Source organism: Rhodococcus sp. P4_F3_2 (genome assembly GCF_056401335.1).
Map to the genome: position 1 here is coordinate 129,377 of NZ_JBFUJN010000013.1, position 20,610 is coordinate 149,986.

The following is a 20,610-nucleotide window of genomic DNA, read 5'->3' on the forward strand; positions in this document are numbered from 1 at the left end:
AGTCATCCATTCGAAAGGGGAAGGACAGCCTCATGCCGCGACTGGTCGACCATGAAGTGAGGCAACGGGAGATCACCGATGCGGTGCGGCGAGTGATTGTCGACGGTGGGCTCGCGGCGGTGACATTTCAGTCCGTTGCTGCCGAGGCTGGGATTTCGGTGCGACTTGTGCAGTACTACTTCGGCACGAAGCGGGAATTCCTTCTCGCGACGCATCAAGCTGTGCGTCAGGATGCGGGTGCTCGCTTGATGCAGGAGTTGTCTGTTCTTGGCGCGGAAGCGACACCCCGCGAGGTTATTTCAGCGTTCCTTGTCGGCATGCTCCCACTCGATCGACAACGTCGGGAGGAAGCGATTGTTCTCGGTGCCTTCCACGCTGCCGCACTGACCGGACAAGGAATCGCCGCCGAGGAAACCCTCACTGCCCCAAGAGAGTTGACAGCGCTCATTTCCGGCCAGCTTCAACGAGTGACCAATCGGGACGCGGTTGCGCCGTCAATGGATCCCGACCTCGACGCCGAGCTCATTCTGGCGGCTGTCGCCGGGCTCGCCCAGGGGATGCTTCCCGGCTACGCCACAGCAGAATTGGCGGCCCAGTTGGTTGAGCGTCTCCTCGATCGCATTCTCGGGCCGACGAGACCTCAGGCCACGAATGAACCCGAAGTCGGCCGCCGTTAGTATTCCGGGGATGTCTCCTGTGAACCCAGCGCTCGCCGGCCGGGTGTTTCCCTCGTCTTCGTACCTTGTCGGGCGCGAAAAGATTCGCGAGTTCGCTCTGGCGGTGCGTTCGAGCAATCCCTTGCACCATGATGTCGGTGTCGCCAGGGAGGCCGGGTTCGTCGATGTCATCGCGCCGACAACATTCACAACCGTTGTCCAGCAGCGAGCGATCATGGCACTGCTGCGCACGCCGGATACTGGGCTCGATCCGACTCGTGTGGTCCATACTTCCGAGAAGATCGAGCATCAGCGTCCGATAGTCGCCGGCGATGACCTGTCTACGACACTGACGATTACAGGGGTGACAGTGCGAGCAGGCAGTGCGATCCTGTCGACAGTTTCCGAGATCCACGACGTGACCGACGCTTTGGTCGCAACGGTCACCTCGACCCTGATGGCGCGAGGAGAAGGCGCATGACCGTACCCGTCGTGCCGGTTTTCGAAAACCTCGTCCTTGGTGACATCGTCGCGAAGGTTGATCTGGTCCTCACTCGTGATGACCTAGTTCGCTACGCCGGTGCCTCCGGCGACATGAACCCGATCCATTTCAACGACGCAATCGCTACTGCGGCTGGGCTACCGGGAGTTCTGGCGCACGGAATGCTCACTGCCGGAATTGCTTTGCAGGCCATCGTCGACTGGGTTGGTGACCCGAGCGGTGTGATCTCGTATGAAACTCGCTTTACTCGGCCCGTCGTAGTCGATGCCGTCGATGGTGCTGATCTCTCCATCGCTGCGAAGATCGCGCGGATCGACTCCACAACGCGGACTGTGCGTATCGATGTCACCGTCATGCACAAGGGCCAGACGGTTCTGGGAAAGACCCAAGCGCACCTTCAGTTCCCGGGCGCCTGACAGGATTGCGGGCTGTCACTGGTCACATCGGGACCTACGCATCCGGGCGGGAGATCAACTGCATTGTGGCGCAGCACTACCGGAAAGACACCAACAGCTCGTCCGACGCTTGCATCGGTGCGTATCCGTCGGCGATGACGCGCCGACAGCCGTCGAGTTCGACGGTGAGTAATCGTTCCTCGTTCGTAGGACGGTCCACGTAGATCGTCGACGCCACCTCGGTGGCCACCGCGTCACAGTCGGGAGCGGGTGAAAGTCCGTCGAAGGTTTCCGTCGTAGACGATGTGCCTACGAATTCGGTGGCGGAGAATCGGCAGAAAACGCTGTCCGCCGACAGCGACGTCAGCGCCGCGGTACCTGTTGTGGCTGGTCGGTAGGCCGGCCGGCAATGCGACAGTTCGTAGATCTGGTCGTCGGACAACGCTATTCGGTGTTCGGTACTGCCGACCGGTGTCAGTTCCTTGATGGCGGCCAGGCCACCGGGTTTCGGTAGTCCACACGAATCGGAGGGATACCCCGGCCGAGTTGCTCGGCCTCGATCGTCGACCAACCAGAATTGGTCCAGGACAGCCAGGCTGTAGTTGTCACCGCAGCCTTCGGGGAACCAAGTCTTGTGCGCGGACGAGCGGTTCAGCATTTCCACCGCCCGACTGAAATCGCCCTCCCAACGATGAGCAGAGAAGCTGACGGTTCGGTCGGCTGCCACGTTGTCGCTGACAAACGGGTCGCACGTGACTGCGGCGACGGGTACGAAATCGTCTGGAACCGTCGCCGTTGATGTCGTCTGGAGCGGGCCGATCGGATACGGGGTCGCGCACCCCAGCGTCTCGGCGTCGACTATTGCGGCAACTGGTCGATCGGGGATGGTCACGTGCCAAATGCCGGCAACAGCGAGGATGACGATCACGACTGCGAACCAACGCCAGAGCATGAGCACACCGTATCGTTCCCGATGTACGCCGAGCGGGAACAGGCCTAGTCCTCCGTTAACCGCCGACGTCCTCGCATCCAAATTGAGTGGATCCAGGTTGCGGCTCGTAGATATGGTCCATTGGTGACGGAACCAAATGGTCGAAACGACAGACCGATCCTGGTGATTGGTGCCGGCGTCGTCGGCGCGTCGATCGCGTATCACCTGGCGCGCGTTGGTCTCCGAGTCACCGTGCTGGAGCACGGCTCGGTGGCCGAAGGGGTGACCGGCAACTCCTTTGCCTGGGTCGGCCTCTCGAAGAGCGCCGCAGAAACTTACTCAGATCCGTTCCGGCAAGGCGCTGCAGTCGAATTCGACCGCCTGGAGCGCGAACTCGTCGAGCCAATCGGTGTGCGCCGCAGAGGTGCGATCACCTGGGAAGAGACGGAAGCGGAGACCCGAGCGTTCGTAGATGCTCATCGAGCACTCGGCCATCCCGTCGACCTCATCGGTAAAGAGGAAATCCTTGCTCGTGAGCCGGGATTGCGGACGGCCCCCGCGGTCGCAGCGTACGCGCCTGATGACGGTGGCGTTGACCCGGTTGCGTTCGCTCGATCGCTCCTGCGAGGTGCCGAAGAGTGCGGTGCCACAGTGTATTCCGATGTCAGTGCGCTCGGGGTGCTCACGGAGGGCATGAGAGTGTACGGAGTAATGACTGCCGACGGTCCCGTCTACGGATCGGCCACCGTGCTCGCTGCGGGTACCGCGATCCCTGGACTCGCGGCGTCGGCGGGAGTCGACGTCGAGGTCGACGCCTCCCCGTGTTGCCTCATCAGATTCTCGACGCCCCACCCATTGGTGAACGGAATACTGTCCTCTCCGGATTTCGAGATCCGGCAATTGGACGACACGACACTGATTGCGGCTGAAGATGTTCCGGTCGGGTTCTCCGGAGATGCTCGTGAGCTTGCGGGGCCGACGCTGCACGCGATCCGCAGTCAGCTCGTGGACGGTGACCAAGTGGAACTGATCGAGGCGGTAGTCGCTGACCGTCCCATCCCGCGTGGTGGCCGCCCGCTGCTGGGCTTCGCCGAAGGCGTGTCGGGGCTCTATCTGGCCGCGACGCATCCGGCGATCATTCTGGCCGGAGCAATTGGAGCCCACGTGGCCGGGGACTTCGCCCGAGCGTCGAGCCTGGACGGTTAGACGACGATGCCGGAGCCCGGTTCGACAAGGTCGAGCCGATATTGCGGTTCCTAGTTCTCTCTAGGACACGCGCTAGAGAGCGGGATATTCGTCTACTCTGCTTGTACCGTCGATGGGCATGGACCCCGTGCGCAATCCGTATGCCCCCGGTGCCGGTCAACGCCCGCCGGAACTCGCCGGGCGCGACAAGCAGATCGACGCCTTCGACGTCGTTCTCGAGCGAATTGCGCGTGGCCGCCCGGAACGAAGTGTTGTCCTCACCGGCTTGCGTGGCGTCGGCAAGACCGTCCTGCTCAATCAGTTGCGCTCGGCCGCGATCTCCCGAAGTTGGGGGACCGGCAAGATCGAGGCGCGCCCCGATCAGGATTTACGACGCCCACTCTCGTCGGCGCTGCACATGGCAGTCCGAGAGATCGCGGTCTCCCATCGCGATCCCGAGCGGGTCGAGCAGTTCCTCGGAGTCCTCAAATCGTTTGCCCTACGCGCCACTGCGGACAAGGGAATGCGCGAGCGCTGGCAGCCAGGCATCGATGCACCCGCGATCAAGGGTCGGGCAGACAGCGGCGACATCGAGATCGACCTCGTCGAGTTGCTGCTCGACGCGTCGTCGCTGGCCAGGGATGTCGGCGTCGGGATCGCCATCTTCATCGACGAGATGCAGGACCTCGGTGCCGCGGATGTCTCGGCGATCTGCGGGGCCTGCCACGAGTTGAGTCAGGACGCGGCACCGTTGATCGTCGTCGGGGCGGGGCTTCCGCATCTGCCTGCTGTGCTGTCGGCGTCGAAAAGCTACTCGGAGCGCCTGTTCAGCTACCACCGGATCGACCGCCTCGAGCGTGAAGCTGCAGATCAGGCACTGATTGCGCCTGCTGAGCGTGAGGACGTCGAGTTCACCGAATCCGCGCTCGACGCCCTCTACGAAGCGGCTGACGGGTACCCGTACTTCGTTCAGGCCTACGGAAAGGCCACGTGGGATGTGGCGGCGTCGAGTCCGATCACGTCGGAAGACGTGCGCGTCGGCGCGCCGACGGCTGAGGAAGAACTCGCTGTCGGCTTCTTCGGATCACGGTACGAGCGAGCAACGCCCGCGGAGCGTGAGTACATGCGCGCCATGGCCGATCTCGCCGGTGACGACGGACCCGTCGCAACCGCGAAGATCGCCGTCGAGTTGGGGCGCAAGCCGGCTTCCCTTTCGCCGGCACGCGATGGACTGATCAAGAAGGGACTGATCTATTCGGCAGAACGTGGGTCCATCGGATTCACGGTCCCTCACTTCGGCCGATACCTGCGCGGACAAGCGGAGTGAACGCGCTCGAAACCGCGTGGGATCGGGTGGCGGCGCTCAGTCCCAACCCACCGGCGTGGGTAGTTCAACTGGCCGCGTTGATCGCCGTGATCATTGTTCTCGAACCACACCTGTGGCGGATCGCCCGTAACGTCGTCACCATCGCACACGAGGGCGCTCATCTGATTGTCGCCGTCCTGGTCGGTCGACGGTTGAAAGGTCTTCGCCTGCATTCGGATACGTCGGGTGTCGCTATTTCGTCGGGCAAACCGACCGGCTTCGGCGTCATTCTGATGACGTTCGCGGGGTACGTCGGACCGTCGATTCTCGGACTCGGCGCGGCCGGGTTGTTGGGCGCGCAGCGTGCGGTCTCGGTGTTGTGGATCGGCGTATTCGTGATCGCGGTGATGATGGTTCTGATCCGAAACCTCTACGGAGTCTTCTCACTTGCCGTGGTGGGAGCCGTGTTGTTCGGACTCGTCTGGTGGGGGACCCAGGAGCAGCAGGTGGCTGCTGCCTACTTCTTGACGCTCTTCCTGCTTTTCGCCGGACCACGCCCAGTCGTGGAGCTTCAACGGCAGCGAATGCGACGAGGCGGGGCACCGGACTCGGACGCCGACCAATTGGCCAGGCTCTCACCGATACCCGCGATCGTCTGGGTCGGTTTGTTTCTGCTCGTGAACGTCGCGGTGCTCGTGCTCGGCGGATGGTGGATCCTGCGCCCGGTGGGTGGCTGACCGCATTGATCAGTTGTCCTGACGGGACAACTGATCAACGATTATTGATGCTCCGCGGCCGTAGTCATCGCGTGAAGGCGCTCATATCGTGGAAGTCGACGAGTGGTCGTGCCGGGACTTCCCGCGGCCACAACCGCAGCGACGAAGACCGTCGACGATGACAAGGATTCGTTTTGGACGACAAGAACTTCCGCGGACGAACCGCGATCATGTCCGGGGGAAGCCGTGGCATCGGACTTGCCATCGCCCGTGCGATAGCGCGCCGCGGCGGAAACGTCGTGTTGCTCGCCAAGACCGATACGCCTGACCCCCGGTTGCCCGGAACAATCCACACGGCTGTGGACGAGTTGAACGAGCTTGGGGGTCATGCCGTTCCCGTCGTCGGTGACGTGAGGAACGACGACGACATCGCGCACGCCGTCGATGCAGCGGTAGAGCACTTCGGTGGTATCGACATCGTGGTCAACAACGCGAGCGTCCTCGACATTTCGAAAACCGAAGACCTCGCGATGAAGCGATTCGATCTGATGCAGCAGGTCAACGTCCGTGGCACTTTCGCGCTCACCCGAGCGTGCCTTCCGTACCTTCGGGTTTCGGCCAACGCGCACGTATTGACGCTGTCGCCACCGCTCAACTTTTCGCCGCACTGGTTGGGTGCTCATCCGGGCTACATGCTGGCCAAATACGGAATGACATTGGCGGCCTTGGGTATCGCCGCGGAGTATTCAGGTGCACCGATTTCGAGTAATTGTCTGTGGCCGGAGACCATGATCGCCACGGCGGCCGTCGGAAACCTGCTCGGGGGAGACGAAAGTATCGATCACTCGCGTTCACCCGAGATCATGGCTGATGCGGCTATCGAGATTCTCGGACGTCCCGCCGGCACGGATACCGGTCGGACGGTGCTCGACGTCGATGTCCTGCGCGAGGCGGGGATTTCGGACTTCTCGCAGTACGGCGGTCAGTCACCGTTGGCGATCGATATCTTCGTCGACGCTCCAATTCCGTGATCTCGGGCGATCTACAGGTATCTAGCCAAATCGCTAGATACCTGTAGATCTTCCTCACGCCACCTCGTGCTCGCCGCCCGGGGCAACCTTCTGAAGTCCGCGATATGCGTCGCTGGCACTTTGGCGACCACCGATGACGGCCTCGACCTCCGCGGCAATCGGCATGTCGACTCCGTATTCGCGAGCCAGATCCATGACGGTAGGGGCAGTTTTTACTCCCTCGGCGACCTGGCCGAGCTTGGCGACCGCCTCCTCGACGGTCAATCCCTGCGCCAGAGCTTCGCCGACGCGACGGTTGCGAGAAGTCGGAGCCATGCAGGTGGCGATCAAATCGCCGACGCCCGTCAAGCCGGCAAAGGTGCGCGGGTTGGCGCCCATCGCTTCACCGAGTCGGGTCATTTCGGCGAGACCGCGCGCGAGCACCATCGCACGAGTGTTGTCCCCGACTCCCAGGCCGTCGGCCATGCCCGAGGCGATGGCAACGATGTTCTTGAGGATGCCGCCGAGTTCACAGCCGAGCACGTCGGTGTTGCGGTAGACGCGGAAGACCGACGACGCGAACAGGGGTTGCAGCGCGGCGGCGACGCGATCGTCCTGGGTGGCCACGACCGATGCCGCGGCCATGCCGTCGACGATCTCTTTGGCGATGTTGGGGCCCGCGAGCAGTCCGACGGGATGGCCTGGCAGGCACTCGGCGATCACTTCGGTGGGGCGCTGCCGGGTGCCGGGCTCGAGGCCCTTGGACAGTGACAACACCGGGACCCACGCCCGAACCTCGTTGGCGATCTCGGCGAGGGTGGCGCGAACGGCGTGCGAAGGCACCCCACATACGAGTACGTCCGCTTCACGAGCGGCTTCGACCAGATCCGAGGTTGCCTTGAGTCCCTTGGGAAGTTTGCGCTCACCAAGGTATTTGGAGTTGGTCCGTTGCGAATTGATCTCGTCGGCCGCTTCGGAATTTCGTGCCCACAGCAGGGTGGGAGTGTTGCGGGCAGCGAGGCCGGCCACCGTGGTTCCCCACGATCCGGCACCGAGGACGACGACGCGTACCGGGCGGGCCATCAGAGTGCGCTGTTCTGGGTAGCGAGTGCTGTCATGGCGCCAAGCGTTCCACTTGCGGAGCAGTTGCGGGCCAATTCCGGCGAGTCTGTGGCTCGACTTACAGATGAGGCGGCGGTTCGGGGCTTTCGCGCATTGTTTCGACCGCTTCTGCGGATTCCGCGACGATCGAGCGCATCGCGGTTTCTGCAGCGTCGGCGTCGCCGGACTGAATGGCTGATGCGACCACTCCGTGCAGGTGAATCGCTTCGGGGTCGGCCTCGTGGGGCATCAAGGAGTGGCGTGTGCGGCCTTCGAGTATCTCGACGACGATCTGCGACATCGCCCGCAGCATCGGGTTACCGGAGGCGGCGAGCAGGGTGCGGTGGAAGTCGGAGTCATGGCCGAGATAGGCACCGGTATCGGCAGCGCGAGAGGTAGCTGACATGCCGATGACGGCTGCGGTCAGCGCGCCGCACTGCTCGGGTGTTGCGCGAGTTGCGGCCAGTCGCGCCGCCAGGGGCTCGATACCGGAACGGAGTTCACTCAGGATCGAAAGCTGCTCGAACCGATCAGGACCGGCCAGTTGCCAGCGGATGACATTGGGGTCGAGCGAGTTCCAGTGTTCGGAGCCCAGGATGGTGATTCCGACGCGTCGACGAACCGAAGCCAATCCGAGAGATTCGAGAACGCGGACAACTTCGCGGATGACGGTTCGCGACACGTCGTAGCGCGTTGCCACCTCGTCGGCGGAGATCGTGGTTCCCGGGGCGAGAACGCCACCGACTATGTCTTGGCCGAGCTGTTCCAGCATCGAGTCGTGTAACTGCTGAAACGGGACAGAAGGCATACGTAGATCGTCCCATGCGTATGGAGTAAGCCCGGTGCAAGGCGAATAAATACTACAAATTAGTGTCTGCTCTTGAAATTGTAGGTTAATTAAGGAACAGTGACCTCAATCACTCATCGGACTGGGAGTCCCTATGAACACCACAGCATTGCTGGCGGCCGAGGTCGTCCCCGCTGGTAGCGACGCACGATTGATCATCGCTGCAGTCGCCGGCGTCGCGGTCATCATCGCGCTGATCACCTGGCTCGACCTGCATCCCTTCCTTGCGCTGTCCATCGGCGCGGTAGGTGTCGGTCTGGCGGCCGGCCTCGGTTCGGCAGAGTCGGTTGCAGCATTCGCCACCGGTTTCGGATCGACCATGGGAAGCGTCGGAATCCTGATCGGTTTCGGCGCGATGTTCGGCAAACTCCTCGCCGATTCCGGTGGTGCCGACCGAATCGTCGACACACTGGTCGGCCGCTCCAGCACCAAGGCACTCCCGTGGACCATGGCTCTGGTCGGCGCGGTCATCGGTCTGCCGATGTTCTTCGAGATCGGTCTCGTTCTGTTGATGCCGGTCATCATCCTCGTCGCGCGGCGATCCGGATTGTCCCTGATGCGCATCGCGATCCCCACCCTCGCCGGCCTCTCGGCCATGCATGGGTTGGTTCCCCCGCACCCCGGGCCGCTGGTTGCAGTCTCGGCTTTGAACGCAAACCTCGGCCTCACGCTCGCGCTCGGTGTCCTCGTCGCGATCCCCACTGTTGTTCTCGCCGGTCCGGTCTTCAGCAAGTACGCAGCGCGGTGGGTCGACGTGAAGGTTCCGGATCTCTTTGTCACAGGCGAAGATCGAGGTGAAGAAGCGAAGCAGCAGCGCCCTTCGTTCGCGGCGACTCTCGCAGCGATCCTCCTCCCGGTTGTTCTCATGCTGGGCAAGGCATTCGCCGACGTGATCGCACCCGATTCCGAGGCACTCCCCAAATCCGTCCTCGACTTCCTCGGAACACCCGTTGTGGCTTTGGGTCTCGCGGTTCTGGTTGGAATGGTGCTGCTGGGTCGCGGCGGCGGAATGGACCGCAAGGCCATCTCGAAGTCGCTCGAGAGTTCCCTACCTCCCATCGCAGGCATCTTGTTGATCGTCGGCGCCGGTGGCGGTTTCAAGCAGGTCCTGATCGACACCGGTATCGCCGGAGTGATCGCCGACGCGATCAAGGGCAGCAGCCTTCCCGTGCTGTTCCTGGCCTGGCTGGTGGCGGTATTGATCCGCGTCGCAACGGGTTCGGCGACGGTGGCAACGGTGACGGCGTCGGGCATCCTCGCTCCGGTTGCGGCAGACCTCTCGTCCGCACATGTCTCGCTGATGGTCTTGGCGATCGGTGCAGGCTCGCTCTTCCTCTCGCACGTCAACGACGCCGGATTCTGGTTGGTGAAGGAGTATCTGGGCGTCAGCGTGGTACAGAACCTCAAGACCTGGACCGTGATGGAATGCATCATCTCGGTATCGGGTCTGGCCGGAGTGCTCGTGTTGAGCGCATTCATCTAGGTAGGCGAGCACATGAACAGCGAAGCGGCACAGCAGAAGCAGTATCCCGTGCTCGTCCTGATGGGTGTCTCGGGTTCGGGAAAGTCGACGGTCGGCGGCATGCTCGCCGGAGCGATGGGTTGGGACCTTCAAGAAGGCGACGATCTGCACCCGCAGGCGAACATCGACAAGATGGCGACCGGGCATCCGTTGAACGACGACGATCGCTGGCCCTGGCTCGACAAGATCGCCGTCTGGATCAAGAGCCATACCGACGCCGGTCAGCCGGGCATCGTCACGTGTTCGGCACTCAAGCGCAGCTACCGCGACGTGCTTCGCGGTGAGCACGTCGTGTTCGTGCACCTCGCCGGTTCGCGGGATCAGATCGGCCAGCGATTGACCGCGCGCCTCGATCACTACATGCCCGCCTCGCTCCTCGACTCCCAGATCTCGACGCTCGAGGCCGTCGACCCGGACGAGCAGGCCATCGTCGTCGACGTGGGCGGTAGTCCCGCCAAGATCGCGGAGGAGATCCTGCGACGGGTGGAAACATTCGAATACTGAGCAAGCCAGGCGTGTAAGCACCCGAGGTTCGGGTTACGGTGCATGGGTGACTGCTGCTACTCAGACGGCCTGATGGTGACCGACTTCGACTTCCACAGCGTCTGGACGCTCCCGGCCTCTGCCGACCGCGTCTACGCCGTTCTCGCGGACGCCGAGCGGTATTCGCAATGGTGGCCTCAGATACGCCGAGTCCGGGCGACCGACGAGCACTCGGGCTCCATGGCCATCCGCAGCGCTGTCCCTCTGACGCTGCTCGTCTTCGGGCGACGCGAGGTCGAAGACCCCGTTGCCCGCCATCTGCAAGTGCGCCTCTCCGGCGCAATGACCGGGTGGAGTAGCTGGGTGGTACGCCCCGCTGAATCTGGCTGCGTCGCCGACTTTCGGCAACAAGTAGCGGTGTTCGGAGCGCTCGGTCTGGCCTCGAAGATCGCGAAGCCGGTATTCGAGTGGAATCATGAAGCGATGATAGTTGGCGGGCACCGCGGACTCTCCGCGTATCTCTCCCGGCCGTGATTGCGAGCCGAACTTGCACATACTCGAGTAATTCATGCCTACCCGTCGTGTCGTTTTGACGCAGCGTCAGTTATCGTTCACAACAGCAGTCGACAAGTATGTGTAACTCACATGCACAAAACGTCTTGACCTGGGAGGACGCTATGCGGACGCGAGATTCGACGGTATGGCATTGGAATGTGAGTCCGCGAGCGCGGGTTATCTTCTGTCTGACCAGGACGTTCGTGAAGCCGATGTTCACCCTCTGGCCGACCACCGAACGCGGCATCCGCCAACTCGAGCGACTCGACGCGATGGCGGACAAACTGCCGAAGCCGAAGAACCTCGACATCGAGCCTTTCACGCTTGGTGGTGTGCCAAGCGAGAAGGTGCAGCATCCACGCAAAGCGCAGGGCGAGTTGGCCGGCGCCACGATCCTCTACTTCCACGGCGGTGGGTTCGTCTTCTGCGGTCTGGCAACGCACCGCGCGCTGTGCGGTTTGCTCTCGGCGAAGGCCGGAGTGCCGGTGATCTCCGTGCGCTACCGTCAGCTGCCGGAAGGTTCCATCGGCACCTCCGTCAAGGATGCGATGGCCGCGTACACCGCGTTGCTCGAGACAGCGGAAGACCCGAACAAGATTGTGCTTGCCGGTGATTCGGCGGGCGGTTACCTGGCCATGAAGGTCGCCGAAATTGCCGCACTGCGCGGAATCACGCGGCCCGCTGCCGTGGTGGGATATTCCCCTCTTCTCAACGTGAACCTCGAGGACCACGATCCCGATTTCATGAAACGCGATGCCTACCTGCCGATGTCACAGGTCGAAAAGCTCAAGGACCGGTGGCTGGAGGGTCCGGACGAGATTCCTGGTGCGCAGTCTCCGATCAACGCCGACGCCAGTCTGATTCCGCCGTCGTTCCTGGTGTCCGCCGAATACGAACTGATGCGTCCGGACGTCGAGATCATGACCGAAAACCTGATCAAGGCAGGACAAGCCGTCGAAACGCACATCTGGAGTGGGCAGATCCATGCTTTCCCGGTGATCGGCAAAGCTCTTCGGGAGGGTAAGGCGATCGTTGATCTCACAGTCAAGTTCCTCGAGCGAACGATGGCCTCGCAGAACCAGATCAGCGCCTGAGGTGTTTGTCAGCCGATCGACGTGAGTGTTGCGTAGTCGTCGTTGTCGAGAACGCCCTCGACGACTGCGCGAACTTCCGAGGCATGCAACGTGATCGAACCGCCGTGGTTGTCGAGGAAGGCGGTATCCGCGGCGTCTCGCCCGGTCGAGATCCGCACAAGATTGCTGCGCGGCGCCAATTGCGTTGCGTCGACAACGCGCCACACGTTGTCGATACTGGCTTCGACGACGGCGTGAAAATCCATCGGATCGCAGCCCGGCGCGTAGACGGCCACCAGGCGAGCGGGAATCCCCACCGCGCGTAGCAGCGAGATGGTCAGGTGCGAGTAGTCGCGGCACACTCCGGCGCCGGCCAGCAAGGTGTCTACCGCACTGTCGGTGCCACGGCTGGTGCCCGGGACATAACTCAAATGTGTACTCACCCAGCGCGTGACTTCGAGGAGGAGTTCGGCCGGGGGAGTGGCGAGATCGAATTGCCCGGCGACAAAACCGAAGAACTTGTCGGCCTCGGCATAGCGACTGGGGCGCAGATATTTCGACACGTCGTAGTCGCCGACCGACGCCGGTTCTGCGCGGCCGATGACGGTTGCGTCGTAGCTGACGATCAGTTTGCCTGGGGCGCAGTCGAGTAGGTGAATCCGGGTGCCGTGTTCGGCGATGACCTCACGGGGTTCGATCGGATTGCCGTCATGGACGAACGACATCGTTTCCAGCAGTTCGACACCCGGCGCGCGCGTCACCGCGATCTTGAACTCCAGGTTGGTCGCCTCGTCGATCTCGATGTCGAGCAGGGCGGCGACGGTACGTTTCATCGGATCATCTTTACACCGAATTCGGACACCCACCACCTGGGAGGATTGTGACAGTGCGATCAGGCTTCGGGGTAGTCGACGTCGACGCCGCTGCTGAGGTCGCTGCACTCCACCAACTCCACGCCGTGTTCGCGTAGATAGGTGTTGGCGCCGCCGTCCCCGGTGAGTGACTCTGCAAGCGTCGGCCAATGGTCGCGTCCGATCAGGACAGGATGGCCGGGCCTTCCGTGAAAGACAGCTCTTCGCAGTATGTTTCGTGATGGGATGTCTTGACCCGCGATTCGCGTCACGGTGTCGGTGTTCAGGTCCGGGACATCGACCAGGGAGATCGCTGCCGCCTCGGCACCCTCGATCTGCATGGCTGCCTCGAGTCCGCAGCGTAGTGATGCGCTCATTCCCCGTTCCCAATCCGATTTCACCACAATGACATCGGTGGTGGGCAGCAGTTCGACGGCGTCCTCGGCCTGTGCGCCGAGAACCACGATGACCGGTGAGAGTCCGGCGGACTGCAGCGTCGCCACCCCGTGGCGAAGCCAAGGCTGGCCGTCCGTGCCCGTAACGAGAGCTTTCGGTTTGCCCATGCGGGATCCGGCCCCGGCAGCCAGCAGGATCCCGCACGTCGACATGATTATGCTCCGGTGACCCGCGGGCGCAGCCACTCGATCAGATCGTTCAGAACCTCTTCCTGCTCAGGCTCATTGAAGATCTCGTGATACAAGCCGTCGTACACCTTCAAGGTGACGTCCGAAGAACCGGCCAACTCTGCTACGAGCTTGCTGCCGGCGGGGTCCGTCAATCGGTCGTCCGAGCCGTGTTGAAGCAGTACGGGAATGGTGAGCGATGGCAGGCGCGCCGGGAAGCCTTCCGCGGCGGTGATCATGCCGCGCGCAATTCCGGCAGGAACCTTGCCGTGGTGAACCAGCGGGTCGGCGTTGTACTTGTCGACAACCTTCTGATCACGCGATACGGCAGCCGCTTCCAGGTTCTCGACAGGCACGTCGGGGAGGTACTTGCCGACGATCTTGCCCAGCTGCATCACGATCTTCGGAGTGCCGGTTGCGATGATCACAGCAGGTCCGGACAGGGCGAGTGCTTTGAGATCGGCCTGATGGTCGAGGGCATAAGAAAGTGCGATTGCGCCTCCCATGCTGTGGCCGAGCAGGAACTTGTCCTTGCCGGGATGTGCCGCCGTCACGATCGAGAACAACGTGTGGACGTCGTCGGTGAAGTCGGAGAATTCCTTCAGGTGAACGCGCTTGCCGCCAGAGCGCCCGTGTCCGCGATGGTCGGGTGCGTACACGATGAGCCCGAGTTCCCCGAGCCGCGCAGCAACATGGTCGTAGCGCCTCGCGTGTTCGCCGAGTCCGTGGCACAGGACAAGAACCCCGGTGGGTTCGCGGTCCGGTGTCCACACGTCGTAGACGATCTTGGTGCCGGCTACTCCGGTGAACGACGACTCTTCGTGCTGCATTGTTGCGCCCTCTCTGCGACCGGTTCCGGTACGCGGATTCTCACATGTTATTCGCCCCGTGGGCAGGGCGCGGGTGTTCAGGGTGTGAGGTCGTCGAGGAAACTTCGACACTTGTTTGTTACGGCTGGTTACATTAACTTAGGGGCGTGACCGGACAAACCGTTGATCGTTCCGACCCTGTTCCAGCCACCCGCTCGCGCCGATTGTGGCGACCCGCGGTTCGGGCCTTGCTGGACGGCGCGCTACCGCTGATCGACAAGCGAATGGCGGAATCGGTACGCCCGTTCGATCGGCCCGACATGATGCGTCCGCACCTGGCTTCGCGGAAGTTCGCGTGGACGCACTACGGGATCTTCGTTCCCCGGCTGCCAGGGCCTTTCCGTTACCTCAACATCATGACGTTGATCGGTGCAACCGGGACGGTGGTGTTCGACAACGACTATCTCGCTGCACCCGACGCGCGAAACACCGCAACCGTGCTGAGTTCTACCGCAGCGCCGGGGCATCGCTTCTATCGGGCGTACGACGCGGCCGATGAGTGTGCGTTCGAAGAAGATGGTTCGCGAATCGCCTTCGGTGACAACCTGATCATCGACAACAGCTATCCGAAGTTCCGTGTCACCGGACGATACGACTCTTTCGACGTCGATCTCGAGATCGTGGCATCAGATCAAGCGTCGTGGTTCGTGCGCAATCCCGTCTACGACCACGTCAGTCTGCTGGCGCAGTGTTCCGGAACGATCTCGAGTCCGGATGGCCCGGTGAGTATTTCGGCTCCGTGCACCGTCGAATACGCGCGGTGCATGACACCGCAATCGTTGACTCGCCGCGCCCTTCCCGAGTCGTGGAAGCTCCCGGCCGATTTCTTCACCTACCAGATCGTTCAGCTCGACGACCGGCATCAATTGTTGCTCACCGATGTTCGAGCATCAGGGGTTACGGCGTGCAAGCTCGCCTACATTCGGACGGTGGACGGCAGCGCAAGAGTCTTCGACGATGTGGTGTTCGACGTACTCGAATACGCTGACGCATTGCATGTCGACCCACGGGGACGTGAGATGCGTGTGCCGCGCGTACTGCGTTGGCAGGTACGCGATTACGGCAGGGCGATTGTCGAGTTCGAGGCCGAGATCGACTCGGAGTGGCGCTATGGTCACGGTAAGGGATACGTCGGCGCGTACACCTACCGGGGGAGTTTCGACGGTGCGTCGATCAACGGCACCGGTTACATCGAATGGGTGGACTGCGAAGTGTAAGGCACCTAGTGTGTATCGGTGCCTTTCGTAGACCCCGCCTCGCTGACGACTCGTCCGCAGAAGATCCTTGTCGCGGGGACCTCGGGCGCCGGAAAGACGACTCTCGCCGGTCGAATCGGGCAGCTTCTCGGGATCGAACACACTGAGTTGGACTCGCTGTTCCACGGGCCCGACTGGGTTCCGCTCGAGAGTTTCGAAACCGAAGTACGACGCTTTTCCAGCGAGCCGGCCTGGGTGACCGAGTGGCAGTACGGCGCGGTGCGTGAGCTTCTGGCCGAGCGTGCGGACCTGATGCTGTGGTTGGATCTGCCTCGGCGGACGGTGATGCGCCAGGTGATCACACGAACCGTGCGTCGGCGATTGCAGCGAGAGGTGTTGTGGAATCGCAACATGGAGCCGCCACTGCACACCATTCTGTTCGATCCGGATCATGTGGTGCGCTGGGCCTGGCGAAGCGACGGACGCAACGTCGGGCGTATGGCCACGGTCCTTGTCGATGTGCCGTCGTTGCCGATAGTTCGGCTGCGCAGTCGAGAAGAGATCGAGGCTGTGCTCGAAGTCCTCGGCCGTCTGCCCTCAGATCGTCTGAGCTAGGCGAAATCCCAAGTCATCGATAGCAAACGTCGGGTGGCTTCGCCTCCGTACGGTAGCGCCGCAACCGCGCTCACTTTCGGCCCAACTGCCGCCGCGGAAGATCCGGTACGTGCCGTAAACCTCGGGGTCGTAGAGATCCCAGCACCATTCCCAGACATTGCCGATCATGTCGTACAGGCCCCAGTTGTTGGGTGCCTTCATCCCGACGTCATGTGCTCGTCCTTCTGAATTGTCGCTGTACCAGGCAATCTCGTCGATTTCGCCGTAGCGGTAGCCGGAGGTGCCGGCTTTGCACGCGTACTGCCACTCGGCCTCGGTGGCGAGTCGGTAGCCGGTTGCCGCCCGGTCCCACCGGGGAGACTCGGTGTCGATGTCGTGATACGCGGGCGACAGACCGTCCGCGACTGACAGTGTGTTGCAGGTTGCGATGACGTCTTTCCACGAGAGGTCGACCGCGGGTTTGCTCGGATCGTCCGCCGAATCTCCGTGAAGCAGTGCCCTGGTGGTGAGATGGCGAGCGAGGCGGAATGATTCGACTTTCGAGGTCCACGCAGTGCCTTTGCGATCGTCTCTGAGATGCACCTCGCCGGCAGGGATCTCGATCATCAATTCCGCTGCTCCGGTCATTCGTTCATCATCGCAGAGGTTGTCGCTCACCCGGGGAGACGCTCGAACGCAGCTTGTGGGTCAAGGCCGGTACGCATGCGCCATGCGGTCAGTGCAAGCCCGAGACACACCACCTGCGCCGGATCGTCGAGGGAAACTCCCATCAGCTTCTCGATACGAGTGAGCCGTGCATAGAGCGACTGGCGCCGAATGCCGAGGAAATCCGCGGTTCTCGCCTTGCCGCCCCGGTGTGCGAGGTACGCGTCGAGTGTCCGGACGAGATCGGCGGAATGTGCTGTGTCGTAAGCGATCAGCGAACCGAGTTGCTCCGTGACGAACGAGGACAAGGAAGCGGGTGTCGTGCCGGCGGCGAGCAGTCGTTGGACGCCGACGTCCCTCGCGAGGATCACTCCGGTCCGGGTGCCGAAACGCCGCGCGATCTGGACGACTTCGCGAGCTTGCGCGACCGCCGCCCCGACGCCCGACAGATCCTCGACCGGCGTCGCCACTCCGAGCGTGCGTACCGCGGAACCGCCCGGCCCGCGGCGTAGCAGCTCGTCGGCTTCGGTGAACGCAGTCCGCACTCGAGCGGGGGATGCGGACGCCCACCCATGCGCGAGCACGATGACGTGATTGGCCGCAGTCCCGACGACACAGGAGCCGAGCACGGCCCGCACGGCGTCGCGTACTTGGTCAGCGAGCTCTCGAACCGGCGTTTGCCGATCGATGTCGACAGCGGCGACGAGGACGTGGTGCCCCTCCGACAATGGCGTCCACCCGGCCGCTGTCAGTCGTTCGGACAAGTCGCCGTGCGATGTGAGCACACCGCCCACCACGTCGGTGATCACCGATTGGGCGAGTGACTGTCTTGGGCCGAGATCGCCGTGACGGCCGAGTTCCAGAGCCACCGCGACGGCGGCGCAGTTTGCGACGGCGGTTCGGCGTGTAGTTGCGGGCCCGCACAGGACAAGTCGACCGAGTGAGTTCGTCGGACCGCGTACGTCGTGGATCGTGCGTTCGGTCTCGGATCGCTCTGCGCCGGTTGTGCTGCGCTCGACGGTTCTGCCATCCGCGTCGAGGAGATCGACGCCGCACCCCGCGAGTCGTGACACCTTGTCGAGCAGCGCGGTCATACCCTGGCCTGCCACCACGAGACTCAGAAGTTCTTGCCAGACAGGCTCGCCCGCCTGTGCCGAACCGAGAGTGCGGCGGAGCATGAGGTCGTGAAAGTCTTCGACCATCCGCTCGAAGGGCACTACTGCGTGCAGGGCCAAGAACGCGAGCCCGCGTCGGCGCGATGCTTCGACGAGTTCGGGAGGGGCCGTGAGGAACGAGCGGCCGACCTCCATCGCGAGCGCGACGCATCCCGCGTCCGCCAACTGGTCGATGTAGGCGGTGAGCTGCTCGGGAGATCGCCCGTGCAGACCGAGGCCCGTGGTCAGGAGGACCTCACCTCCGGACAGCAGCCCACCCATCTCGTACACCTCGGACGAATGGACCCAGCGGACCACCGCGGTATCGACGTCGCCCGCGAGCACCTCGATTGCGGCGGCCTTGAACGAGGGCATCGCAAGAACTTGTCGCAGAGTCGGGAGCATTTCTATATCGTCCGCCGAGGGGGCACTTCGTCATAGAGCTAGTTCTGCCGAACTGACAGGTTGTCCCTTGTCGGGCTGTTACCACCGTGGTCGGATTGTGACACGAGCCACAATCGACGATTTTGGTCAGACTCCAGGAGCGCACATGAACCACCCGGCACACACCGATGAGTATTTTCTCGGACTTGCGATCGAACAGGCGAAGATCGGTTGGGAGGAGGGCGGCGTGCCGATCGGCGCGGCGCTGATTCACCGCGGCGAGGTCCTCGCAGTCGGACGCAACCGCCGGGTTCAGATGAACAGCGCCATCCGTCATGGAGAGACCGACTGCATCGAGCGCGCCGGACGACTGCCGGCCTCGGTGTATCGCGAGTGTGTCCTCTACACGACTTTGTCACCGTGCTTCATGTGCGCCGGAACGGCGCGCCTGTACGAGATCCCTCGAATCGTAGTCGGCGAAAATCGTTCCTTCGAGGCGTCGGAAGAATGGTTGCGCAGCAGCGGAATTCAGGTCGACGTCGTCGACGACGCGGAGTGTGTGGCACTGATGGACCGCATGCTGGCCGAGCGCCCGAGCCTGTGGCTCGAAGACATCGGCGAAGTTGTATGAGCAGCGCCGTCGAACCTGCCACGGTCGCAGGCGATTCGGAGAGCACAGGCCACCCGATCGATCCGGACTATCCCGTTAGTCCGGTTCCGCTTCATGCACGAAAGCCGTTCTTCTCGCTCGCGGTGGTGTTGTTGGGGTTCACCATCTTCACACCGACGATGTTGGCCGGAGCAGCGCTCGGTACCGCGTTCTCGTTCTGGAAACTGATGGTGGTGATCGCCGCCGGATCCGCCATCTTGGGGGTGTACGTCGCCATGATGGGGTTCGTCGGAGCTCGAACCGGGCTGACGACAGTTGTGATGGCGCGCTACAGTTTCGGCACTCGCGGGTCCAAGCTCGCTTCGATCCTGCTGGGCGGTACCCAGATCGGCTGGTACGGAGTCATCATCGGCACGATCGGCGATCTCACCGCGCAGGCATTGGGCTGGGATTCCTATCTCGCGCGGGCGTCGGTGATGATCGCGGCGAGCATCTTGATGTGCATCACCGCCTGCTACGGCTACCGCGGAATGTATTGGGTCTCGCTCGTCTCGACGCCCTTGATCCTGGCGTTGGCCTGCTGGGTCGTGTTCCGGTCCCTCGAGGAAGTCGGTGGATTCTCCGGCCTGGTCTCGGTTCAACCACAGACGACCATGACGATCGCGCTCGCAATCACCACTGTGGTCGGCACATTTGTATCGGCGGGAACGCAAGCGCCCAACTGGACCAGGTTTGCCCGTTCCGGATCACAAGCGGTGTGGGCCTGCGTTATCGGGTTCCTGCTCGGAAACGGATTGATGATCCTGTTCGGTGCCATCGGAGCCATCACGTTCCACGAGGGTGACTTCGTGCTGATTCTCTACAACCTCGGGCTTGTCGGCTGGGGCCTGGTCTTGCTTTTCGGGAATCTCTGGAAGAGCAACGCCGACACCGCTTACGCCTTCGGGGTGGCCGGTGCCGAACTGTTCAGAAAGCCCCGCAAGACCCCGTTCGTCATCGGTGGATGTGTGATCGGAACGGCACTCGCCCTGACCGGTGTGCACAACCATCTAGTCGACTACCTGAGCCTTCTCGGAACGTTCATCCCGCCATTGGGCGGTGTGATCATCGCGGACTTCCTGTGCCGCTGGCGGCGCGGCATTCCCGAGAGTTACACCCCGCAGCCGGTCCACTGGCGAAACCTCGCCGTCTATGCCGTCGCAGCGTTCCTCGCATGGCTTTCCGGTGAGTTCGAAGTGGGAATCCCGCCGCTGATCGGCATCGTCGCAGCGATTGCGCTGACGATGTTCCTGCACAGGGTTTTCGGTAACACCTCGGCAAACCGGGAGGTCTCGACCTCCACCGTCTGAAGCACGCTTCAGAGACCGGCGAGCCCCTGGCG

Annotated in this window: 23 protein-coding genes; 15 read left to right on the forward strand and 8 right to left on the reverse strand. The window is 62.7% G+C overall.

Going from position 1 to position 20,610, the window contains the following annotated elements; genetic code table 11:
* Positions 1 to 32 precede the first annotated feature (32 nt).
* From AC1DWA_RS16410 to AC1DWA_RS16420, 3 genes are read left to right on the forward strand one after another with little or no spacing between them, the layout of a single operon-like run.
* Positions 33 to 677 carry a TetR/AcrR family transcriptional regulator gene (locus tag AC1DWA_RS16410; RefSeq protein ID WP_020970969.1) on the forward strand — a complete coding sequence of 215 codons (645 nt, stop codon included), beginning with the start codon at positions 33 to 35 and terminating at the stop codon, positions 675 to 677.
* A gap of 10 nt (positions 678 to 687) precedes the next feature.
* Positions 688 to 1,137: an FAS1-like dehydratase domain-containing protein gene (locus AC1DWA_RS16415; RefSeq protein ID WP_477846466.1), complete on the forward strand. Its 450-nt coding sequence runs from the start codon at positions 688 to 690 to the stop codon at positions 1,135 to 1,137.
* The gene (locus tag AC1DWA_RS16420) at positions 1,134 to 1,574 is read left to right on the forward strand and encodes a MaoC/PaaZ C-terminal domain-containing protein (RefSeq protein ID WP_021331850.1); all 441 of its coding nucleotides are present in this window, start codon (positions 1,134 to 1,136) and stop codon (positions 1,572 to 1,574) included. Before AC1DWA_RS16415 ends, AC1DWA_RS16420 begins: the two co-directional genes overlap by 4 nt.
* 76 nt (positions 1,575 to 1,650) lie before the next feature.
* Here the strand turns inward: AC1DWA_RS16420 and AC1DWA_RS16425 are convergent, their stop codons facing one another.
* The gene (locus AC1DWA_RS16425; protein ID WP_477846467.1) at positions 1,651 to 2,505 is read right to left on the reverse strand and encodes a hypothetical protein; all 855 of its coding nucleotides are present in this window, start codon (positions 2,503 to 2,505) and stop codon (positions 1,651 to 1,653) included.
* Between the two features lie 123 nt (positions 2,506 to 2,628).
* Here AC1DWA_RS16425 and AC1DWA_RS16430 point away from each other — a divergent pair, with 123 nt between their 5' ends.
* From AC1DWA_RS16430 to AC1DWA_RS16445, 4 genes are all read left to right on the forward strand, one after another.
* A complete protein-coding gene (locus AC1DWA_RS16430) occupies positions 2,629 to 3,690 on the forward strand; it encodes an NAD(P)/FAD-dependent oxidoreductase (protein ID WP_477846468.1) in 1,062 nt (353 codons plus the stop codon).
* Between the two features lie 118 nt (positions 3,691 to 3,808).
* Positions 3,809 to 4,996, forward strand: a complete 1,188-nt coding sequence (locus tag AC1DWA_RS16435) for an ATP-binding protein (RefSeq protein ID WP_021331853.1) — start codon at positions 3,809 to 3,811, stop codon at positions 4,994 to 4,996.
* On the forward strand, positions 4,993 to 5,712 hold the full coding sequence (locus tag AC1DWA_RS16440) for a M50 family metallopeptidase (RefSeq protein WP_003940327.1): 720 nt from the start codon (positions 4,993 to 4,995) through the stop codon (positions 5,710 to 5,712). The genes AC1DWA_RS16435 and AC1DWA_RS16440 overlap by 4 nt, the downstream gene beginning before the upstream one ends.
* A gap of 173 nt (positions 5,713 to 5,885) precedes the next feature.
* On the forward strand, positions 5,886 to 6,722 hold the full coding sequence (locus tag AC1DWA_RS16445; RefSeq protein WP_046379384.1) for an SDR family oxidoreductase: 837 nt from the start codon (positions 5,886 to 5,888) through the stop codon (positions 6,720 to 6,722).
* 54 nt (positions 6,723 to 6,776) lie between these two features.
* Here AC1DWA_RS16445 and AC1DWA_RS16450 read toward each other — a convergent pair whose 3' ends face one another.
* Positions 6,777 to 7,784: an NAD(P)H-dependent glycerol-3-phosphate dehydrogenase gene (locus AC1DWA_RS16450; RefSeq protein WP_019745531.1), complete on the reverse strand. Its 1,008-nt coding sequence runs from the start codon at positions 7,782 to 7,784 to the stop codon at positions 6,777 to 6,779.
* A gap of 97 nt (positions 7,785 to 7,881) precedes the next feature.
* Positions 7,882 to 8,610, reverse strand: a complete 729-nt coding sequence (locus tag AC1DWA_RS16455) for a FadR/GntR family transcriptional regulator (RefSeq protein WP_020909304.1) — start codon at positions 8,608 to 8,610, stop codon at positions 7,882 to 7,884.
* Between the two features lie 133 nt (positions 8,611 to 8,743).
* On the opposite strand from AC1DWA_RS16455, the gene AC1DWA_RS16460 reads away from it, so the two are divergent.
* The 4 genes from AC1DWA_RS16460 to AC1DWA_RS16475 all read left to right on the forward strand — a co-directional run bounded on the left by AC1DWA_RS16460 (position 8,744) and on the right by AC1DWA_RS16475 (position 12,303).
* Positions 8,744 to 10,132, forward strand: coding sequence for a GntP family permease (locus AC1DWA_RS16460; protein WP_020909303.1), 1,389 nt, complete (start codon positions 8,744 to 8,746; stop codon positions 10,130 to 10,132).
* Positions 10,133 to 10,144: 12 nt separating this feature from the next.
* Positions 10,145 to 10,675: a gluconokinase gene (locus AC1DWA_RS16465; protein WP_020909302.1), complete on the forward strand. Its 531-nt coding sequence runs from the start codon at positions 10,145 to 10,147 to the stop codon at positions 10,673 to 10,675.
* Between the two features lie 72 nt (positions 10,676 to 10,747).
* Complete coding sequence (locus tag AC1DWA_RS16470) at positions 10,748 to 11,188, forward strand: SRPBCC family protein (protein ID WP_477846469.1); 441 nt, start codon at positions 10,748 to 10,750, stop codon at positions 11,186 to 11,188.
* 143 nt (positions 11,189 to 11,331) lie between these two features.
* Positions 11,332 to 12,303 carry an alpha/beta hydrolase gene (locus AC1DWA_RS16475; RefSeq protein WP_041815310.1) on the forward strand — a complete coding sequence of 324 codons (972 nt, stop codon included), beginning with the start codon at positions 11,332 to 11,334 and terminating at the stop codon, positions 12,301 to 12,303.
* A gap of 8 nt (positions 12,304 to 12,311) precedes the next feature.
* Here AC1DWA_RS16475 and AC1DWA_RS16480 read toward each other — a convergent pair whose 3' ends face one another.
* Genes AC1DWA_RS16480 through AC1DWA_RS16490 form a run of 3 tightly spaced genes read right to left on the reverse strand, consistent with a single transcriptional unit; the run spans position 12,312 to position 14,586 of the window.
* Complete coding sequence (locus AC1DWA_RS16480; RefSeq protein ID WP_020970960.1) at positions 12,312 to 13,115, reverse strand: transglutaminase-like domain-containing protein; 804 nt, start codon at positions 13,113 to 13,115, stop codon at positions 12,312 to 12,314.
* A gap of 59 nt (positions 13,116 to 13,174) precedes the next feature.
* Complete coding sequence (locus tag AC1DWA_RS16485) at positions 13,175 to 13,741, reverse strand: nucleotidyltransferase family protein (RefSeq protein WP_046379382.1); 567 nt, start codon at positions 13,739 to 13,741, stop codon at positions 13,175 to 13,177.
* Positions 13,742 to 13,743: 2 nt separating this feature from the next.
* Entirely contained in the window at positions 13,744 to 14,586 is an 843-nt protein-coding gene (locus AC1DWA_RS16490) for an alpha/beta hydrolase (RefSeq protein ID WP_020970959.1), read from the reverse strand.
* A 146-nt stretch (positions 14,587 to 14,732) separates the two neighbouring features.
* Here AC1DWA_RS16490 and AC1DWA_RS16495 point away from each other — a divergent pair, with 146 nt between their 5' ends.
* Together AC1DWA_RS16495 and AC1DWA_RS16500 are read left to right on the forward strand one after the other, a co-directional pair.
* Positions 14,733 to 15,842 carry a DUF6670 family protein gene (locus AC1DWA_RS16495; protein WP_021331858.1) on the forward strand — a complete coding sequence of 370 codons (1,110 nt, stop codon included), beginning with the start codon at positions 14,733 to 14,735 and terminating at the stop codon, positions 15,840 to 15,842.
* Between the two features lie 18 nt (positions 15,843 to 15,860).
* Positions 15,861 to 16,436 (forward strand): P-loop NTPase family protein, encoded by a 576-nt coding sequence (locus AC1DWA_RS16500; protein WP_020909296.1) that lies wholly within the window; start codon positions 15,861 to 15,863, stop codon positions 16,434 to 16,436.
* Here the strand turns inward: AC1DWA_RS16500 and AC1DWA_RS16505 are convergent.
* Both AC1DWA_RS16505 and AC1DWA_RS16510 read right to left on the reverse strand, forming a co-directional pair.
* Positions 16,419 to 17,063 (reverse strand): formylglycine-generating enzyme family protein, encoded by a 645-nt coding sequence (locus AC1DWA_RS16505; protein WP_030243927.1) that lies wholly within the window; start codon positions 17,061 to 17,063, stop codon positions 16,419 to 16,421. The genes AC1DWA_RS16500 and AC1DWA_RS16505 overlap by 18 nt on opposite strands.
* A 26-nt stretch (positions 17,064 to 17,089) precedes the next feature.
* Positions 17,090 to 18,610: a PucR family transcriptional regulator gene (locus AC1DWA_RS16510; protein WP_223257826.1), complete on the reverse strand. Its 1,521-nt coding sequence runs from the start codon at positions 18,608 to 18,610 to the stop codon at positions 17,090 to 17,092.
* Positions 18,611 to 18,785: 175 nt separating this feature from the next.
* Here AC1DWA_RS16510 and AC1DWA_RS16515 point away from each other — a divergent pair, with 175 nt between their 5' ends.
* Together AC1DWA_RS16515 and codB are read left to right on the forward strand one after the other, a co-directional pair.
* Positions 18,786 to 19,250 carry a nucleoside deaminase gene (locus tag AC1DWA_RS16515; RefSeq protein ID WP_003940577.1) on the forward strand — a complete coding sequence of 155 codons (465 nt, stop codon included), beginning with the start codon at positions 18,786 to 18,788 and terminating at the stop codon, positions 19,248 to 19,250.
* Complete coding sequence (gene codB / locus AC1DWA_RS16520) at positions 19,247 to 20,578, forward strand: cytosine permease (protein ID WP_477846470.1); 1,332 nt, start codon at positions 19,247 to 19,249, stop codon at positions 20,576 to 20,578. Before AC1DWA_RS16515 ends, codB begins: the two co-directional genes overlap by 4 nt.
* Positions 20,579 to 20,610: the final 32 nt, after the last annotated feature.

Excerpts from the sequence above, each read along its gene's own strand:
- AC1DWA_RS16510 (WP_223257826.1), bottom strand. The coding sequence starts at position 18,610 with ATGCCCTCGTTCAAGGCCGCCGCAATCGAGGTGCTCGCGGGCGACGTC.
- AC1DWA_RS16435 (WP_021331853.1), top strand. The coding sequence starts at position 3,809 with ATGGACCCCGTGCGCAATCCGTATGCCCCCGGTGCCGGTCAACGCCCG.
- AC1DWA_RS16420 (WP_021331850.1), top strand. The coding sequence starts at position 1,134 with ATGACCGTACCCGTCGTGCCGGTTTTCGAAAACCTCGTCCTTGGTGAC.
- AC1DWA_RS16465 (WP_020909302.1), top strand. The coding sequence starts at position 10,145 with ATGAACAGCGAAGCGGCACAGCAGAAGCAGTATCCCGTGCTCGTCCTG.
- AC1DWA_RS16415 (WP_477846466.1), top strand. The coding sequence starts at position 688 with ATGTCTCCTGTGAACCCAGCGCTCGCCGGCCGGGTGTTTCCCTCGTCT.
- AC1DWA_RS16480 (WP_020970960.1), bottom strand. The coding sequence starts at position 13,115 with ATGAAACGTACCGTCGCCGCCCTGCTCGACATCGAGATCGACGAGGCG.
- AC1DWA_RS16505 (WP_030243927.1), bottom strand. The coding sequence starts at position 17,063 with ATGACCGGAGCAGCGGAATTGATGATCGAGATCCCTGCCGGCGAGGTG.
- AC1DWA_RS16410 (WP_020970969.1), top strand. The coding sequence starts at position 33 with ATGCCGCGACTGGTCGACCATGAAGTGAGGCAACGGGAGATCACCGAT.
- AC1DWA_RS16425 (WP_477846467.1), bottom strand. The coding sequence starts at position 2,505 with ATGCTCTGGCGTTGGTTCGCAGTCGTGATCGTCATCCTCGCTGTTGCC.
- AC1DWA_RS16475 (WP_041815310.1), top strand. The coding sequence starts at position 11,332 with ATGCGGACGCGAGATTCGACGGTATGGCATTGGAATGTGAGTCCGCGA.
- AC1DWA_RS16490 (WP_020970959.1), bottom strand. The coding sequence starts at position 14,586 with ATGCAGCACGAAGAGTCGTCGTTCACCGGAGTAGCCGGCACCAAGATC.
- AC1DWA_RS16485 (WP_046379382.1), bottom strand. The coding sequence starts at position 13,741 with ATGTCGACGTGCGGGATCCTGCTGGCTGCCGGGGCCGGATCCCGCATG.
- AC1DWA_RS16470 (WP_477846469.1), top strand. The coding sequence starts at position 10,748 with ATGGTGACCGACTTCGACTTCCACAGCGTCTGGACGCTCCCGGCCTCT.
- codB (WP_477846470.1), top strand. The coding sequence starts at position 19,247 with ATGAGCAGCGCCGTCGAACCTGCCACGGTCGCAGGCGATTCGGAGAGC.
- AC1DWA_RS16515 (WP_003940577.1), top strand. The coding sequence starts at position 18,786 with ATGAACCACCCGGCACACACCGATGAGTATTTTCTCGGACTTGCGATC.
- AC1DWA_RS16460 (WP_020909303.1), top strand. The coding sequence starts at position 8,744 with ATGAACACCACAGCATTGCTGGCGGCCGAGGTCGTCCCCGCTGGTAGC.
- AC1DWA_RS16455 (WP_020909304.1), bottom strand. The coding sequence starts at position 8,610 with ATGCCTTCTGTCCCGTTTCAGCAGTTACACGACTCGATGCTGGAACAG.
- AC1DWA_RS16450 (WP_019745531.1), bottom strand. The coding sequence starts at position 7,784 with ATGGCCCGCCCGGTACGCGTCGTCGTCCTCGGTGCCGGATCGTGGGGA.